We start from the raw sequence: 18,490 nt of genomic DNA on the forward strand, positions 1-18,490 counted from the left end.
ATTATTGGATTTAGTTTCAGGAGGGTTAGCGAGAATGAAACGAATAGCAGGAATTGTAGCCGGAGCGCTTTTGTTCGGTGTTGTAGCCGGAGCTTCCATGGTCGGTGTCAATGTTGCCGCCCAGAAGGCCGGTATCTTATATGAACAGTCTGTTGCTAAGAACAATCAGTCACAGAGCGAAACACAGACTTTTACCCAGCCGGAAAGCACAGCGGCAGAAAGCACTGACAATACTCCCAAAATTCAGCAGTCACAACCGACCGCAACTATGAGCAGTGTTACCAAAGTAGCAAAGGACGCCATGCCTTCCGTAGTTGCCATCACCAATATGGTCAAGTACAGACAGAACGGTTTTTCCATTTTCGGAGATTTCCAGAGTTATGAAACAGAGGTTCCGGCAAGCGGTTCCGGTGTCATCATCGGAAAGAACGACACAGAGCTTCTTATTCTCACCAATAACCATGTGGTTTCATCTTCAGAGTCTCTTTCCGTAACCTTCAACGATTCCGAGACTGTTGATGCAGCCATCAAGGGCACTGATTCAGCCGCAGACCTTGCCGTCATTTCCATCAAGCTTGAGAACATCCCGACAAAGACATTGGAATCCATCTCCATAGCAACTCTCGGAGACAGTGATGCCATGGAAGTAGGTGATCAGGTAGTAGCAATCGGTAATGCTCTCGGTTATGGCCAGTCAGTTACAACCGGAATCATTTCCGCGAAGGACAGAGATGTCTCTACCACAAAGGGTACACGTTCAGGACTTCTTCAGACAGATGCAGCCATCAACCCGGGTAACTCCGGCGGTGCGCTCCTCAATATGAAGGGTGAAGTCATCGGTATCAATGTTGCCAAGTACACTTCAACATCCATTGAAGGCATGGGTTACTCCATCCCTTCATCACTCGCAAAGAGAGTAGTTGAAAATCTGTCAACACTTGAAACCCGCGAAGACGTACCAAAGGAAGAGCGCGGATATCTCGGTGTAAAGGTTAAGAATATCGATGCACAGACAGCAGAAAGCTTCGGTATGCCTCAGGGTGTATTCGTTTATAAATACACAGAGGGATCGAATGCACAGAACAGCGACCTTCACGAAAAGGACATCATTACCGCAGTTAACGGTCAGGGCGTAACAAACTTCAACGAACTTTCAACTGTTCTTTCAAAGTACCGCGCAGGAGAGAAGGTTACAGTAACCGTTCAGAGACCTAACGGAGACAAGTACGATGAGCTTAATGTCGACGTCGTTCTCGGCTCGGCCGACACTTCAGCTTCTACAGATAAGGACGGTTCCTCAGCCAATGATCCTTTCTCAAGAAATGATGGTTCAGACGGAAACAACGGCTCAGGCAACAGCAACGAAAACAACGGTGATTCCGGAAACCAGAATAATGGCAACAATGGTTTATCACAGGATGATATTCTTAAGGCATTCCAGGATTTCATAAATCAGTACCAGAGATAATCACCTAAAATGAGTTCGGACTATTGTCCGGGCTCATTTTTCATATATGCACTGCTTTCGTTACAGTTAAGCAAAAGAAGCTAATGCCCCCCGGCTGTGCTGTTACGCCTGCATGAATGTTCAAGCTGTTTGTTCTTATATTGACTGTAAAACTCTAAAATATTACAATAAAGTCCATGTAGCCTTGGGAAATATCCTTATGATAAAGCCTTCCCAAAGCAGAGGAGATAATTATGAAGATATTTAATACCATGTCACGCATGAAGGAAGAATTCAAACCGATAGAGCCAGGAAAGATCCGCATGTATGTGTGTGGTCCTACGGTATACAATTTTATCCATATCGGTAACGCCCGTCCGATGATCGTATTTGATACTTTCAGACGATTCATGGAATATCAGGGATACAAAGTAACCTACGTTTCAAACTACACAGACGTAGATGACAAGATCATCAAAGAGGCTAATGAAGAGGGCGTTGAGTGCTCCGACATTACCAGGAGATATATAGCCGAGGTGGAGAAGGATATGTCCGACCTCAATATCGAGGAGGCTGTTCACCCTAAGGCAACCGAAGAAATTCAGGGCATGATCGATCTCATCAAGGAGCTTATCGACAAGAACAGCGCCTATGTGGCACAGGACGGAACAGTATATTTCGATACAACTGCATTCAGGAACTACGGCGAGCTCAGCCACAAGAATATTGACGAGCTTCAGTCAGGTTTCCGTGACCTGAAGGTTTCCGGTGAGGACGGAAAGAGAACTTCAACTGACTTCGTTCTCTGGAAGCCAAAGAAGCCGGGTGAGCCTTACTGGGAGTCACCATGGTGCGAGGGACGTCCGGGCTGGCACACCGAGTGCTGCGTTATGGCACCAAAGTACTGCGGCGGTCGCCTTGATATACACGCCGGAGGAGAGGATCTTATTTTCCCTCACCATGAAAATGAGATCGCTCAGTACGAGATGGCTCACGGCGAAAAGTTTGCCAACTACTGGATGCACAATGCATTTATAAACATTAACAACCAGAAGATGTCCAAGTCCTTAGGCAATTTCTTCACAGTACGTGACATCACATCTCAGTATGATCCCCGCGTACTCCGTTTCTACATGCTCAGCGCTCATTACCGTAATCCGCTGAACTTCTCAAGAGACCTTATGGACAGCGCAAAGACATCACTTGAGCGTATACAGACTGCCATTGAGAGACTCCGTGAGCTTAGTGTCAAGGCTCAGGGCACAGAATTCACCGAAGCAGAGAAGGAAGCTGCAAAGACAGTTGATGCTCAGCAGGAGATGTTCAACCAGAAGATGGAAGATGATCTCAATACTGCAGATGCCATCACAGCTATCTTTGAACTTGTAAAGATTGCCAATGTTTCTGCCGATGAGTCAAGCACAAAGGCATTTGTCGACTATGTACTTTCAAAGCTTGAGGTTCTCATGGGCGTTCTCGGCATCAGAACAGTGGTTGAAAAGGACGATCTTGATTCAGAAGTAGAGAAACTTATCGAGGAGAGACAGGCCGCAAGAAAAGCTAAGGATTTTGCAAAGGCAGATGAAATCCGTGACAAACTTCTTGCGATGGGCATCGTTCTTAAGGATACCCGCGAGGGTGTTAAATGGAGCAGAGCTTGACAAATATCCGTATGCCGGATAAAATCTAGCGATTCCATTTATACAGATTTGATTTCCCGGAGGTTGATGCAACCTTACGGGCATAGATTTGAGAACATGATAAATACTAATTTTGAACATTATAAGAAGATGCTGAATATCAAAGCGGTGGATGTGCAAACCACATCCCCGCTTATTCTTGCATATATAGGTGACGGCATTTACGACCTTGCAGTGAGAGAATACGTGGCTACAAACTTCCCGGGTTCCGTCAATTCCATCAACCACAAAAAAACCGAGTTTGTATGCGCCCACGCGCAGTCCGAGATCATGGGATGGCTTATAGGACAGAACAGACTCAATGATGATGAGATGTCTGTTTACAGACGCGGAAGAAATCACAAGTCCAGCACCCACAGTAAGAACAGTTCTATCCAGGATTATCGCCGAGCCACAGGTTTTGAGGCTCTTCTAGGATATCTTTATCTGACAGAACAGTATGATAGACTAATCGAGCTTGAAGCCGCCGGAATCGGTCATCTTCAGGAGCTTTTGGATACACAGGGATATGTTAATCCCAGGAAAAACAAGATTGCTTCCGAAAAGATCAAAGCAGCTAAACAATCAGATTCATCTGACGCATCGGATTGAATATACATAAATAAGCAGCCCGGAGAATTGTGTTTTATAGAAAGGTTCAACATATGAGAGATGAACAGTTTACCGTCATCGGACGTAATCCGGTGATAGAAGCATTCCGTGCAGGAAAGACCGTGGACAGACTTTTCCTTCAGGATGGAATACATGATGGCCCTGTTTCAACCATCATAAGAGAAGCAAAGAAGGCCGGAATCAAGCCGGAGTTTGTAAAGAAAGAACGTCTTGATGAGATAGCCGGACAGGGATCACATCAGGGAGTTATCGCATATCTTGCGGCATTCCACTACAGCACTGTACAGGATATCCTTGATTATGCCCGTGAAAAGAATGAGAGTCCGTTCCTGTTCATTCTCGACGGAATCGAAGACCCTCACAACCTTGGTGCTATGATACGTACAGCCAACCTTGCAGGTGCTCACGGCGTTATCATTCGCGAGCGTCGCGCTGTAGGACTTACCTCAACAGTTGCCAAAACTTCAGCAGGTGCCCTTGAGCATACAAGAGTTGCCAAGGTAACCAATATCGGTCAGACCATCGAGGAGCTCAAGAAGGAAGGTCTCTGGTTCGTATGTGCAGATATGGGTGGCGAGAGTATGTATCGTCTCAACCTTAAAGGTGCCATCGGTCTCGTTATCGGAAACGAAGGCGAGGGTGTATCACGTCTTGTAAAAGAGAAGTGTGATATGGTTGCATCCATTCCAATGTTTGGAGACATTGACTCACTGAACGCCTCTGTTGCCTGCGGTGTACTGGCGTATGAGATTGTGAGACAGCGACTTAACGGCTGATCATTATTTGAAGACAGGGATATTCGCCTTCTTCAGCATCGCAAGTCTTTTATCACGATCGAATGAAAGCTTTTGCACAAAATGAAGAACATCATAGCAGATATGAAAGTCGGGTATATTACCCGGCTTTTCTTTTTTTTAAAATAGTCGTATCCTAAGGGAACACCGGTGTATAGCCGATTGATTCGACGTACCGGCATTGGAACAGCACTTTCAGGGAAACATTGCTTTAATCAGTTTATGCTATGCTCCTGATATTTCGTACAGGGCTTAGTTCGTTTCCCGTGACAACCATTCATTTAGGGAGAATATAGAATAAATGGAAGCAAAAACAGAGAAGGATATATTTCTGGAATGTGAAAAATTATGGGTCTTTTGGGCTCTCATATTTGTCGGCGGATACTATGGTGCTTATACCTACTGCCTGAGGGGCGGCGTTTTCTGTAATGCACAGACCGCCAACATTGTACTCATGAGTATGCATATCGGGAACGGAGAGTTCAGCAAAGCCGCATACTATCTCATTCCTTTTTCGGCATATCTTAGCGGCACTATGCTGTCTGAAATCTGGGCGAAGGAAATAAAAAGATTTCACTTTCTTCGATGGGACACACTGCTTGTGGGTTTTGAACTATTTGCCGTAATTTTGTTAGGACTTATGCCTGCATCATGGCCTGACCAAATCTGTCAGATAACTCTCAACTTCATCTGTGCAATGCAGTTCAATACTTTCAGACAGGCAGAAGGTGTCGGAATGGCAACCACTTTCTGCACCAATCATCTGAGACAGTTCGGTTCATTCCTGGTCAAGTTTCTGAGAAGCAACGACCATTCCTACAAGAGAAAAGCGAAACTGCATGGCAGTATGATGCTGCTTTTCTTCATGGGAGTTCTGGTCGGAACATTACTCAGCAGGTTCCTGGGACTTCATTCCATATGGGGCGCCGGCGTAGTGCTTTTCGTCGTATTCGTCAAGCTTCTCTACGCAGACAGAACCTATGAAAAGGATAGGCTTTATGTAACTCCTCATGGCCACTGATATAAACCAACGCCATTGTTCTCACAATCCGTACAGATATTGTTTTTAATTGGAGTAATTATGAATATTTCCGGACACACCAGACTCATCTGCCTTTTAGGCAGTCCCGTAGCTCACAGCCTTTCACCTGCCATGCACAATGAAGGCTTCAGACAGTTGGATCTCGATTACAGCTATATGGCCTTTGACATTAAGGAAGGAGAACTTGGAGGAATTCTCAACAGTTTTAAAAAGATGGGCGTCCGCGGTTTCAATCTCACCATGCCGCTGAAGACCGAAGCTGTATCCCTCTGCGACAGACTGAGTACTGCTGCGGAAATCGCAGGATCGGTTAATACCGTGGTGATAGAAGAGGACGGAACCGTAACAGGGCACACCACTGACGGTATAGGCTTCACAGAATCAGCCCGTCAGGCCGGCGTTGATTTCACAGGCAAAAAGGTCGCCATTCTCGGCACCGGCGGAGCAGGCATCGCGGTCCTTGTTCAGCTGGCCCTTGACGGCGCAAAAGAAATCTCGGTTTTTGAACGAACCGGAAGCCGCTTCAGCGAAAGAACCAAAGCTGTGGTTGAAACATTAAACAACCGTACATCCTGCAGTGTCAAAGTCTATGATTATACTGACGAAGTGCTCCGCAAAGAGATTTCAGCGTCAGTGCTTCTTATCAATGCCACAAATGTGGGCATGGCTCCGAACGTTGATGGAAATCTCATCAAAGACAAGTCCTGGCTTACAACCCGCGCCGAAGGAACGACAGATCCTCTGGCCGTTGCGGATGTCATCTATAATCCCCGAAAGACAAAGCTTCTTGAGATGGCAGAAGAGTGCGGACTTAAAGCATTTAACGGAATGTACATGCTTCTGTATCAGGGCGCTGCTGCGTTTGAACTTTGGACCGGGCAAAAGATGCCGGTTGAGATGGTAAAAGAGAAGTATTTCAACATATAACAAAATTACGGTCTGTTTTAGAGTGATCCTGACCATAAAGGGCAAAAAAAATACCAATTGACTTTGATCTATTCTTATGCTAGATTTATTAAGTTCTCAGTTGAGAGCATGCTGGTATAGCACAGTCGGTAGTGCGTCGCATTGGTAGTGCGGAGGTCACCGGTCCGATTCCGGTTACCAGCTTTTTTTATTGCCTGTTTTTCCATGCAGATTGAGGTCGAAAACCCACGTGTTTACGTTGGTTTCCGGCCTTTTTTGTTTTACGGATTACCGGATACGTAAAAGTTATGTAAGTCCTCTTTAATACTGTGTGACGAGGCGACTCAAATTCTCAACAGATACACAAAAGGAAAATCTCCGGAAGACTTGATTTTTCCCAATACTTTGGGCGAACTTCTTTCCTCCGGCAATGCAAGGCGGAAATTTAAAAGGTGGGTCAAAGAATGCGGTATAGAAAAAGACTTGCATCCACATAGCTTACGTGGCAGTTACGGCGTATACCTGATGGACAACGGAATGGAACTATCAGCCGTAAGCAGAAATCTTAGACATGCGAAAGTTGACACCACAGCGAAGTACTACAGCACATACACGGCATCGCAGCGAATAAAGGATCAAACAGCAGCAAATCAGATCTTTGCAAATATATCAAGGCATCAAGTCTAAAGGGGCTGTTGCATTAGATGGCACATCCTTTTTTCTTTGATTTCTCCTCATGCCTTGCCAAAAGGCATGAGAAATCATTAATACAATCTTAATATCAGTTATCATATCCTTAACACCATCTTTGTCAGATCCTTTGTATCATATGAGTACAGTAAGATAACGGAGGATCATGATGAATATAGAGTTACTGGAGAAAAAACTAACTTCTTTCCAGATCATAATAATAGGTTTTCTTAGTGTGATATTAATAGGTGCCTTGCTTCTTATGCTGCCCGTATCATCAGCTCTTGGGCAATGGACATCACCGGAAGAGGCTCTTTTTACCTCAACTTCAGCTGTCTGCGTAACAGGCCTCGTAATTCGTGATACCTCAAGCTACTGGTCAGCATTCGGACAGCTTATTATCATGCTTCTTATACAGATAGGGGGACTCGGCATAATTTCCGTAACTGCATTTATAGCAACTGTTTCCGGAAAAAAGATATCTCTACTTCAAAGGAGCATGCTGCAGGACAGCATTTCCGCCCACCATATAGGCGGCATAGTTAAGATGACCGCCTTCATATTTAAGGTATCTTTTTTTACAGAAGCCATAGGAGCTGTCATGATGCTGCCTTCATTCTGCTCTAAATTCGGAATAAAGGGCATTTGGATGGCGGTTTTCCATTCAGTGTCGGCCTTCTGTAATGCGGGCTTTGACCTCATGGGCAACAAGTCGGGAGCATTTTCATCCTTAACAGCACTAAGTGATGATGTCACCATCATACTTCCCATATCACTTCTGATCGTTTTGGGCGGTATAGGTTTCCTCACATGGGATGATATGGCTGTTAATAAACTTAATTTCAAGCGCTACAGGATGCAGAGCAAAGTCATACTGACTACCACCTTCATGCTTATTACCGTTCCTACAGCCATATTTTTCTTCTACGATTTTTCCATGCTACCGTTGAAACACCGCCTGTGCCTTTCACTTTTCCAGGCCATAACCCCACGTACAGCGGGCTTCAATACCTTTGACCTTTCCCTTATGTCCAGCGCAAGCCGTGCTCTCATAGTAATACTGATGCTTATAGGCGGCTCACCGGGATCCACCGCAGGAGGTATGAAAACCACAACCCTTGGAGTTCTCTGCTCCAATTTCATGGCCATAGTACAGAGAAAGAAGAGCCCTCAGCTGTTTGACCGCCGCATTGAAGATTCCACCGTCAAAAGTGCAGCAACTCTTATGATGATGTATATAAATCTCACCCTTGTTGGAGCTTTCCTCATAAGTGTTTATGACAATGTTCCCATCGAGACCTGCATCTTTGAAACGGCTTCAGCCATAGGTACAGTCGGACTGTCTCTCGGACTTACCCCGAACCTCAGCATGTTTTCACATATGATACTCATACTTCTCATGTTCTTCGGCAGAGTAGGCGGACTTACACTTCTTTTCGCAGCCGTTAACAGTACCGGCATGGAAGTTTCAAGATGCCCCATAGAGAAGATAAATGTAGGTTAGACAGAAATTCTTAATGCTAACATCAGGATGTTTTGATATTTCATGTAACAGTTCCTATGCTCATTATCACATCGGGATTCCCGTCTCATATTAAAACTACACAGAATCACAAAACTAAAACCGCAAGATATTTACATTCAGATAAATCGAAACAGATAAATATCTCCACACCAGGAGGCTTTTTACAATGAAATCAATATTACTTATAGGCGTTAACCGCTTCGGTTCACTTCTTGCAAGACAGTTCCATTCACTCGGTCATGAAGTCATGGCCGTAGATAAAGATGAAGAACGCATAAACAACGTACTCCCCATAGTTACGGATGCCCAGATAGGCGACAGTACCAACGAAGCTTTCCTACATTCTCTCGGCATCAACAATTTTGACGTCTGTATCGTAACGATAGGAAGCGATTTTCAGAGTTCACTGGAGACCACCTCACTTCTCAAGGAACTGGGCGGGAAACTTGTGGTATCCAGAGCTGATCGAGAGGTGCAGGCAAAGTTCCTCTTAAGGAACGGCGCCGATGAAGTCATCAGTCCGGAAAAGCAGATAGCCGAGTGGGCAGCCATACGTTATGCCTCTGATCATATTCTGGATTATATTAAACTAGACGAAAGTTATGCTATATTTGAGGTACCCATACCTAAAGAGTGGGAAGGAAAGTCCATCGGAAACATTGACATAAGAAAAAAATATGGCATTAACATCATGGCAGTAAAGGAAAACGGCAAGATGAATCTGACAGTCACACCTGAGATGATCCTGAACAGCGGAAAGACCATGCTGGTACTGGGGGAACAAAAATCCATCCAAAAATGCTTCCATATGTGACCACACAACAGCATATAAAAGGACCGGAATAATGGACAAGACCATAGAAAAGAGAGAGCATATACTTGTATGTATATCACCATCTCCCTCCAACATTAAAGTAATCAAAGCTGCTTCCAGAATGGCAGAAGCATTCCACGCAACACTTACAGCTCTATATATCAAACCGGCGAACTACGACAGCCTTCCCGAAAGAGATAAGGCAAGACTCCGGAACAACATAAAATATGCGGAGGAGAACGGCGCTTCCATCACCACCATAATCGGTGATGATGTACCGCTCCAGATAGCAGAATACGCCCACATCTCCGACACCACAAAAATCGTGGTGGGACGCAGCGGTGCCAGGCGCCGGCATCTGTTCGGCAAGATGTCACTCACGGAGCAGATCATTCTCAATGCTCCCGACGTGGACGTTTACATCATCCCTGATTCAGTTGCCGACCTGAAACAACAGAAAGAAAAAGCTCATATCTCTGATCAGATCCGTCCGACACTGAAAGATGCAATAATCACACTGATTTTACTTATGGCCTCTACCGGGCTGGGACTGATTTTTACATTGTTCGGTTTTACAGAGTCAAATATCATTACCGTATTCATACTGGGAGTTCTGGTGATATCTGTCATCACCGTAAGCCCTTTTTACAGTATTACAGGGTCCCTTGCAAGCGTGCTGCTTTTTAACTGGTTCTTTATCGAGCCAAAATTCAGCTTCCACACATACGAGACCGAGTACGTTGTCACTTTCGGTATCATGCTGCTGTCATCTCTGATCACAGGTTCTCTTGCCAACAAGCTGAAGAAGAACGCCCGGCAGTCCGCCCGGGAAGCCTTCAGAGCCAAGGTTCTTTTTGACACAAACCAGCTCCTGCAGAAGGCGGAAAATTCAGAAGACGTCATCAGAATAACGGCGCATCAGATCATTACCCTTCTGGATAAAGATGTAATTATATATCCAAGGGATGATAAAGGACATCTCGGAAAGGAAGCAGCTTTCAATTCCTCAGGCTTCTCCGATGAGGACGAACTCTCTGACGATAATGAACGCGAAATAGCAGACTGGGTCTTCCATAACCATCAGGCTGCCGGACTCAGACTTGAAAAATACAGTGCTGCCGGAGCCCAGTATCATGCCATCTGTCTCAATAACTATTGCTACGGCGTAATTGCCATCCGTCTGAACGGTATTCCGCTGGAGACCTTTGAAAACAGCGTTTTCATGTCTATACTGGGAGAGTGTGCACTGGCACTTGAAAGTCTGAGAAATGCTGCAGAAAAGGAAAAGGCTTCCATTATGGTACGTAATGAGCAGCTTAGATCCAACCTACTCCGTTCCATTTCTCACGATATCCGTACCCCTCTTACGTCTATATCCGGAAATGCCAGCAACCTCTTAAATCACTATGAACAGCTGGACACAGCTACTCTGAAACGGATTTTCTCTGATATTTACGACGATTCCGAGTGGCTGGCAGACCTGGTTGAGAACCTTCTTTCTATTTCCAGAATAGAAAACGGTCAGATGGAACTGCATATGTCCATGGATGTTTTGAATGACGTCATCGATGAAGCACTGAAGCATGTAGACAGAAATGTCAGTCAACATCACATAAGCGTTCAAAACAACGATGACATACTTCTCGTCAATATGGATGCAAGGCTCATCATGCAGGTTCTGATTAATCTCATTAACAATGCCATTAAAAATACACAGACGGGTTCCGAGATCATCATACGCAGCGAACAGCGGGAGGATGCTGTTATAGTCAGTGTCATTGATAACGGTCCCGGAATACCGGATTCCGTAAAACCTCACGTTTTTGAGATGTTCTATACCGGACAATCCAAGGTGGCAGACGGACGCAGGGGACTTGGCCTGGGACTTGCGCTTTGTAAATCCATAGTCGAGGCTCACAACGGAAAGATTATCCTCAAAGACAATACACCAACCGGCTGTTGGTTTGAAATAGCATTGCCAATGGACCGTGATTCTGCAAAAATTGAGATATAATGAAGTATTGCTTTAAGAAATTTAAGTTCATCATTTTAAACCTTCACCGGTAAAGCTTCATGATATACTTACCTGTAATCCTGATTGACACTGTGGATTTAAAAAAATAGACGAAAAATCATCAAAAGAGGTTCAAATGAATAATTCCAATAGTCCTGTTGTTTTGGTTGTAGAAGATGATATCCCTATACAAAATCTCATCATTACAACATTAAAGACCCATGATTACAGATTCTTAACAGCAAAAAATGCAAACGAGGCCGTCATGATGGCCTCATCACACAATCCTGACGTTGTTTTTCTGGATCTTGGACTTCCTGATATGGATGGAATAGAAGTCATAAAGCAGATACGAAGCTGGTCAAACATGCCTATCATAGTCATAAGTGCCCGAAGCGACGATGCCGATAAGATAGAAGCATTGGACGCAGGTGCAGACGACTATCTGACAAAGCCCTTCTCTGTGGAAGAACTTCTGGCAAGACTTCGCGTTACCGTAAGACGTCTTGCCCTTATGAAAAATGACTTCTTACAGGACAGTTCTGTATACACTAACGGAAAGCTGAAGATAGATTATTCGGCAGGCTGCGCCTATCTTGACGGAGAAGAGCTTAAGCTTACTCCTATGGAATACAAGCTCCTCTGCCTCCTTGCCAAAAATACCGGAAAGGTGCTGACTCATACCTTCATCACAGAGAATATCTGGGGCAAGAGCTGGGACAATGACATCGCCTCCCTGAGGGTCTTTATGGTGACCTTAAGAAAAAAACTTGAATCTTCACCCGATTCTCCCCACTATATACAGACCCACATAGGCATCGGTTACAGGATGCTGAAAGTGGACTGATGATTTTGTGTTATTTGGCAGTTCATGCTTTTTATTTTTTCAATTACAAAAGGAGCTGTTGCATTAGATGATTAATTCATTTTTGTTTTACGGATTACCGGATACGTAAAATCACCCGGGAATTCCAGCGCCATTACGCACTACACCAAACAGACATGAAAAACGACCGAATAAGCAGGAAACATTGTAACGTCAATGAAGCCATGATAAAGTCAAACCATAAAGAAACGGAACAAGGAATCAATGGAAGATTCTAAGAAACAAAAAAGGAACTCAAAAAAACTTATGGAGGAAACGAAAATGTCAGATAACAAGAATATACTGCTCCGTATACAATTTTCGAAAAAGCGTGAATAAAAAAACCATACTACGTAACTGTAGAGTGGAGAAAAAACTGATACCTGTCATAGCGATGTTCTCCGTATTCATCATGTTTATCTGGAGCTACATTGAAGGCAACTGGGATCATAGCTGGCTTGCTGTTATGGCCGGTGGTATAGTGATAACAGCCATCAGTATCATTAGCAAAGATGATAAAAATAAAGGAAACAGAATGCCCTAATAAAAAATTGAGATTGTGTGAAGCGTTTATGCCCGAATATACCAAAGACAGGATAATAAAGCTTGCTTTTGAAGGAAGGAACTTCCGATAAAAAAGCTTAAAAATGTGTAATTTGACGGAAAGAAAATGTTGAAAAAGGATGTAACCGAATGCGTATTTATATAGTTCGTCATGGAGAAACAGATGCAAACAAAAAAGGTTATGCGCAAGGATGGACAGATGACCCGTTAAATGAAAACGGGCATATTCTTGCCGAAATCACAGGGCGTGCCCTGAAAGGCATCCATTTTGACTTTTGCATATCAAGTCCCTTGCAAAGAGCAAGAGACACAGCTGAGATCATACTCAGAGAGTCCGAAAACAGCATTTCTGTTTCATTTGACGACCGGATTAAAGAAATGAACTTCGGAAGCTTTGAGGGAATGAACATCAGTAATGGAAATGTTATCAGCTTCCTGAAGAAACCGGTTTTTGATTACAGGTTTCCCGAGGGAGAAAGCATCAATGACGTAATGGAAAGGACACAGGAGTTTCTGAAAGATCTTATTGCCAAAGATGATGATAAGACTTATCTGGTATCTACACATGGCTGTGCACTTAGAGCGATGCTGAATTTCCTGTATGAGAATCCATGTGATTTCTGGCATGGACATGTACCGTATAATTGCTGTGTGAATATTCTTGATGTTAAAGATGGAGCAGTAACATTTATTGCAGAAGACAAGATTTACTACGATCGTGAGTTGGCAATCGATAGATATAAAGACAACTAATGTATGAAAGGAGACTATAGATGAAAAAATAATTACAGCGTTGATAAGCTCCGGTCTTATAGCTTTATGTCTGGCTGTAACTCTCAGTTATCAGTGCCCGAAATTACGATACCGGCAGCGGAAACTGAAACTGATTCCGGCGAGAGCAATGCTGAAGCACCTGACTATTCTCAGGAGGATTGCTGGTTACAGATTCCGGAGATCACCAAGGATGTCGATACGTTCTACATTTACTCGACAGTTTACGTTGATTCGAGTTTTGAAGATGGTGCACCTGATTATGCTTCCCTCGACACCCCCGAGATGATCGCTGGTGCATTAGGAGAATACGTGACAAATGCAAGTGTGTACGAAGATTCCACAAACGTTTTTGTGCCATTTTATCGTCAGCCGGTATGCGCTACGCATGGGAAGTCTCCAGGAAGACCGGAAACATTGACGCAGCACTCTCCGGTATATCCTACGATGATATAAAGGCAGCTCTCGATTACTCCTTTGAGAATTATAATGCAGGTCGTCCCTTCATTATCGCAGGACATAGCCAGGGTTCATCAATGGTCAAGTATGTACTGACGCACTACTTCACGGAGCATCCCGAGTACTACGAGCGCATGGTCACAGCCTACGTCATCGGATTCTCTGTCACACAAGAGGACCTCGATACCTACCCTCACCTGAAGTTTGCCACCGGCGAAACCGACACGGGTGTCATCGTGAGCTGGAATACCGAGGGACCGAAGAACGTGGAGGAGAACGCCCACAATGTAGTAGTTCTTCCGGGTGCCATCAGCATCAACCCTTTGAACTGGAAGCTGGATGAAACCTATGCCCCGGCCAGCGAAAACCTGGGCTCATTAATGCTGAACGAAGAAACAGGAGAATATGAGATTACCGACATAGGCGCTGACGCACAGATAGTTCTCGACCGCAGCGTGGTCGTAACGAACACCAGATATGACCAGTATGCAGCAGCTGAATTCTTCGGGCCTCAAAGCTTCCATGAAGACGACTACACAATCTATTACAACAACATCAAGGACAACGTAGCAAAACGTATTGCTTCTTATAAGGCCGGTCATTAGTAAAACTCTAAGGGGCTGTTAATTGTATCTAACTTAAACTATATAAAGAAAGACCAGAAGAAGCTTCCATTGGTGCTACGATCACACCAGATAAAATTTCCATAACTCTTTCGAAAAGGTATGTTGTGGAAGAAAAAGGCGGAGCCTTCCTCAAAATATAGATGAGCTTTTCTTTGCAGAAGATGCACCACTTCGAAAAGAATATAATAATCTATACAGGGCACTATTTAAAAAGCCGGATCAGTATATAAAGATAATCGAAGCGTTAAGCTCTGAAAACAAGGGAATCAGCAGAGCGAAAATAGTTGAGAAGACAGGAATTGCCAGTTCCGGAACCATTGGTGCCTGTCACTGTGCAGGAATGTCCTGTAGTTTTATAACCCGGTACTATACTAAACTAATCGTATTAGACACTTTCGTCGATATAGATCATAACGTTATACAGTATCTCTTAGAGATACATTGGCAGAAAGGAATGATACGATGTACAAAGTATCAGAATTTGACAGCGAGAAAGCCGGAGACAAACTGAGCCATGGTGAGGATGTATTTCATGAAGCACTGAGAAAGCAGCTGGAATACTGCCATGTGTACAAGGATGATCAGCCGCTGTACGATCTCCAAAAAATCGACAATAATTACACGATAAAGACCAGCAAAGGCGCTCAGGACAATGGTTTCTCCGAGCTGTTTTTCAACTTCAACAATTACGACGAAAATGATGACCGCACCCTGAATCTGTCACTGATAAAACGCTTTGGTTCACTTGAGATTGAGGAATTAACTGAGTACTCGGTTGTGATCGCAAAGCTCGCAGCATTAAAGCTTGATATGCATGTCTACGTAACGGATTCCCGAATCAGCCTGTTCATGTCTGATATGGCCAATGTACACATAGTAGAAGAGCTTCCAGGCCGCGAGGACTCTATGATCATCACAAAGGATTTTGTGATCGGTATATACATGGGAGATGTGAAAAAAAATCACTCCATTCCTCTTTTCAGCGAGATATTTTTCGTGCAGGGACTTGCAGATGGCAAAGACCTGTCAAAAATAAAGTATTGCCAAATAGAGTTCGATAAAATCATCGGCATTGGAGCAATCCTGGATACCTATAACAAGATTGAGGCACTGCTTGCCGGATTCGGCATTGAATGCTTTCTGAAAGAGCATTGTTCAAGATACAGCGATGAGATGCTGAACAGATATTTTGTTCTTAAGAAAAGGCCGTCAGATGCAAATGAGGAAAATACCTGTATTTGTGCCGACTTTATCAAGCTGTATGTCATACCGACCTTCCAAATGATGCAGATTCCGTTAAAGGAAACGGTTATCGATGATGAATTCAATAATCAGATTGATGAATACTATGAGGCGGTGTTTGGTGATGATAAGGTACTGGGTGTTCTGATCCGAGGAACTGATTACAAGCTAACGGAAGTTGGTGCAAACCATAAGCAGGCTTCCGCAAAGATACTGATCCCTAAGATCAGAGAATTCATGGAAGAGTATCATTTTGACAAGATTTTTCTCGCAACCGAAGATAATGATGCTCTGGATGCCATATTCTCCGAATTTGGCAAAGATAAAGTCCGTGTGATAGCACAGGAGAGATTTTCAGTATCGGATTTCAAAAATATACATCTGATCAAAGATCTTGAAAAGGAAAAGAGGACAGGAGAAGCTTATGAGGCGGCGCTCGAGGACATTACTGTCAATTATTTCTATGCGCTAAGATTTCTGGCAAAATGCAACAGCTTCATAGCCAGCGGAACCTGCAGCGGTACAAAAATGGTTTTAGGTTTTAATGCAGGCAAATTTGAACATCAGTATATATTTAATCCCCTAACCGAAAGCTAAACATACTTATAAAATATGAGTAACCACTAAATACATAGTAGTAGTTTGAGTAATATAGATGACACCATTACATAAATTAAATCCAAATCACCATTCACAAATGCACTGAGATTCAAATATAAATATCGCTAAAATAAAAAACCGGGCCTCACAAAGCCCGGTTTTTTGCTGTTTATTTTATTTCACAACAGTAAACTCAATAACATCAGAATCTGAGTACTCTTTGTTTAATCTCCGTAAAGGTGCATCATATTCCACAACACCGTTTTCACACGCATCCTGAACATGAATATCCGAATAGCTATGGTATGAAACATTTCCAGCCTTATCAAACTTTTCAGTTACTTCTTCATCAATCGCAAGTACTCCGTCATCTGTAACGGTATACTTTTTTGTTGAATGATGAGAAACAGCATAGAGATATCCCTCTGAAACAGCAAGGGGATTTGCCGAACCCCCGGATGTCACATAACCACAGTACAGAATCTTATCCCCATCTGCCATGTAAATATCAGCATCAACAGCTTCCACAGTTTCTTTTTCCCCGAAGCTGATGGTCTTTGATGCCACTAAAAGAGTATCCGTATTTCCAAGCTTCACATTTGCATAGCCCATATCCTTTGAAAGCTTAGAGATTACCTGATCAAATGTTTTACATTCTGAAACATCCACGGGAATGTGTTCACCTTCATCGGGAGCATCAGTACCGGACTTGCTTGAAGCATCTAAGATGGTCTCAGGGATACTCTGAAGCTCGTTTCCGGCAGGGCCGGTTTTATCTTCACTTTCCGCAGATTCAGAATGATCGGATGTCTCCGTGATAACTGATTTTACTGCTTCTTCTGTTTTTTCAATCTGCTTTGTTGTTTCTGCCTGTTCCGTTACGGCTTCCGGAATGTCTGTTGAATTACCGCATGCCCCAAGTGTAGCTGCAAAAATCATTGTCAGTGCCAAGGTTTGTAAATTCTTTTTCATATTTTGATTTTCCTCTTACTCCGAGACTTTCAACTTTTTGGCCATCTCCAGTTGCTCGTCTGTAGCATCAAGGAGTTTTCTGGCCATTTCCTCTGTGCCACCATTATCCAGTAATTTTCTTATGGACTTAAGAATACCCAGTTCAAGTCCCTCCTCCTTTATTCCATTCACAAAGGTTTTTTCATTAAATTCTGTTATACACATATCCGGTACCTCCGCCCTGTGGGCAAGCAAAAAATCTCGATAAAAGATTTCCGTTATTTCCACAATTCAAATTATACATGGTATTGAGTTTATACGAAACCCGATATCCTTTTCTAAACTTCTATTAATCAGAGGAAGCTTCTATAAAACACTCAAAAAAAATCCCCTCGCCCCGGTTAGATATCAACCGTATAGTGCCAAAAAATGGCCGCAGGGAGAGGGAGATTTTTTAATTTTCTTCTATTTCACAATTTGCACAGGCATATTCCAAAAACATGGAAATCAGCTCATTTCTGCTATAGCCTGCCTGGTCTGAAATTTTAGTCAGATTCTCATATAGTTCTTCCCTCAAACGAATCGAAAAAACCTTATAACCATCATCACCCTTTGCCTTTGCTTTGGATTTTATAATAAGTTTATTATTTGTTATTGATATTCCTGCCATGATATGAACTCCTTTTAACAGGAATTTTAAACTTAAATTATAATATATTGATATGCTCATTTGGCTTATATTTAATATGTTATCGCCGATGTTATTCTCATAACATATTATTTGTTCATTCTCATTTATGTCTTACACTAACGAAAACTTAAATCAGCGACTTGCATGAAAAAATATTATAAAAAAGGCTTTTAAAAA

19 protein-coding genes and 1 tRNA gene are annotated in these 18,490 nt (G+C 43.3%); 17 read left to right on the forward strand and 3 right to left on the reverse strand.

Annotated features, from left to right (window positions below; genetic code table 11):
- Positions 1–34: 34 nt before the first annotated feature.
- The 17 genes from BM294_RS08800 (at position 35) to BM294_RS08875 (ending at position 16,668) form a co-directional block, all read left to right on the forward strand.
- Positions 35–1,468, forward strand: a complete 1,434-nt coding sequence (locus tag BM294_RS08800) for a S1C family serine protease (protein ID WP_091207062.1) — start codon at positions 35–37, stop codon at positions 1,466–1,468.
- A 233-nt stretch (positions 1,469–1,701) separates the two neighbouring features.
- Positions 1,702–3,108: a cysteine--tRNA ligase gene (gene cysS, locus BM294_RS08805; protein WP_091207064.1), complete on the forward strand. Its 1,407-nt coding sequence runs from the start codon at positions 1,702–1,704 to the stop codon at positions 3,106–3,108.
- 66 nt (positions 3,109–3,174) lie between these two features.
- Positions 3,175–3,738, forward strand: coding sequence for a Mini-ribonuclease 3 (locus tag BM294_RS08810; RefSeq protein ID WP_242944490.1), 564 nt, complete (start codon positions 3,175–3,177; stop codon positions 3,736–3,738).
- Between the two features lie 53 nt (positions 3,739–3,791).
- On the forward strand, positions 3,792–4,535 hold the full coding sequence (gene rlmB, locus BM294_RS08815) for a 23S rRNA (guanosine(2251)-2'-O)-methyltransferase RlmB (protein ID WP_091207067.1): 744 nt from the start codon (positions 3,792–3,794) through the stop codon (positions 4,533–4,535).
- A 319-nt stretch (positions 4,536–4,854) separates the two neighbouring features.
- Positions 4,855–5,574, forward strand: coding sequence for a YoaK family protein (locus BM294_RS08820; protein WP_091207070.1), 720 nt, complete (start codon positions 4,855–4,857; stop codon positions 5,572–5,574).
- A 60-nt stretch (positions 5,575–5,634) separates the two neighbouring features.
- Entirely contained in the window at positions 5,635–6,522 is an 888-nt protein-coding gene (gene aroE / locus BM294_RS08825; RefSeq protein ID WP_175494609.1) for a shikimate dehydrogenase, read from the forward strand.
- Positions 6,523–6,632: 110 nt separating this feature from the next.
- A tRNA-Thr gene (locus BM294_RS08830) sits at positions 6,633–6,705 on the forward strand.
- Between the two features lie 123 nt (positions 6,706–6,828).
- Entirely contained in the window at positions 6,829–7,188 is a 360-nt protein-coding gene (locus BM294_RS16825; protein WP_442950777.1) for a tyrosine-type recombinase/integrase, read from the forward strand.
- A gap of 169 nt (positions 7,189–7,357) precedes the next feature.
- On the forward strand, positions 7,358–8,695 hold the full coding sequence (locus BM294_RS08840; protein WP_442950776.1) for a TrkH family potassium uptake protein: 1,338 nt from the start codon (positions 7,358–7,360) through the stop codon (positions 8,693–8,695).
- A gap of 187 nt (positions 8,696–8,882) precedes the next feature.
- Positions 8,883–9,530: a potassium channel family protein gene (locus BM294_RS08845; RefSeq protein WP_091207078.1), complete on the forward strand. Its 648-nt coding sequence runs from the start codon at positions 8,883–8,885 to the stop codon at positions 9,528–9,530.
- 31 nt (positions 9,531–9,561) lie between these two features.
- Positions 9,562–11,544 (forward strand): ATP-binding protein, encoded by a 1,983-nt coding sequence (locus BM294_RS08850; protein WP_091207080.1) that lies wholly within the window; start codon positions 9,562–9,564, stop codon positions 11,542–11,544.
- 136 nt (positions 11,545–11,680) lie between these two features.
- Complete coding sequence (locus tag BM294_RS08855) at positions 11,681–12,391, forward strand: response regulator transcription factor (protein ID WP_091207083.1); 711 nt, start codon at positions 11,681–11,683, stop codon at positions 12,389–12,391.
- A 349-nt stretch (positions 12,392–12,740) separates the two neighbouring features.
- Complete coding sequence (locus BM294_RS15695) at positions 12,741–12,953, forward strand: hypothetical protein (RefSeq protein WP_139225866.1); 213 nt, start codon at positions 12,741–12,743, stop codon at positions 12,951–12,953.
- Between the two features lie 149 nt (positions 12,954–13,102).
- Positions 13,103–13,726 (forward strand): histidine phosphatase family protein, encoded by a 624-nt coding sequence (locus BM294_RS08860; RefSeq protein ID WP_091207085.1) that lies wholly within the window; start codon positions 13,103–13,105, stop codon positions 13,724–13,726.
- Positions 13,727–13,792: 66 nt separating this feature from the next.
- Positions 13,793–14,200, forward strand: a complete 408-nt coding sequence (locus BM294_RS08865) for a DUF3089 domain-containing protein (protein ID WP_091207190.1) — start codon at positions 13,793–13,795, stop codon at positions 14,198–14,200.
- A complete protein-coding gene (locus BM294_RS08870; protein ID WP_091207088.1) occupies positions 14,122–14,808 on the forward strand; it encodes a DUF3089 domain-containing protein in 687 nt (228 codons plus the stop codon). Before BM294_RS08865 ends, BM294_RS08870 begins: the two co-directional genes overlap by 79 nt.
- Positions 14,809–15,291: 483 nt before the next feature.
- The gene (locus BM294_RS08875) at positions 15,292–16,668 is read left to right on the forward strand and encodes an O-fucosyltransferase family protein (protein WP_091207091.1); all 1,377 of its coding nucleotides are present in this window, start codon (positions 15,292–15,294) and stop codon (positions 16,666–16,668) included.
- Positions 16,669–16,845: 177 nt separating this feature from the next.
- Here BM294_RS08875 and BM294_RS08880 read toward each other — a convergent pair whose 3' ends face one another.
- From BM294_RS08880 to BM294_RS08890, 3 genes are all read right to left on the reverse strand, one after another.
- Positions 16,846–17,643, reverse strand: a complete 798-nt coding sequence (locus BM294_RS08880) for a hypothetical protein (protein WP_091207093.1) — start codon at positions 17,641–17,643, stop codon at positions 16,846–16,848.
- Between the two features lie 15 nt (positions 17,644–17,658).
- Positions 17,659–17,847: a hypothetical protein gene (locus BM294_RS08885; RefSeq protein ID WP_091207096.1), complete on the reverse strand. Its 189-nt coding sequence runs from the start codon at positions 17,845–17,847 to the stop codon at positions 17,659–17,661.
- Between the two features lie 229 nt (positions 17,848–18,076).
- Positions 18,077–18,292: a CopG family transcriptional regulator gene (locus BM294_RS08890; RefSeq protein ID WP_242944491.1), complete on the reverse strand. Its 216-nt coding sequence runs from the start codon at positions 18,290–18,292 to the stop codon at positions 18,077–18,079.
- Positions 18,293–18,490: the final 198 nt, after the last annotated feature.

The organism is Oribacterium sp. WCC10, from assembly GCF_900113415.1.
GTDB lineage: Bacteria > Bacillota > Clostridia > Lachnospirales > Lachnospiraceae > Oribacterium.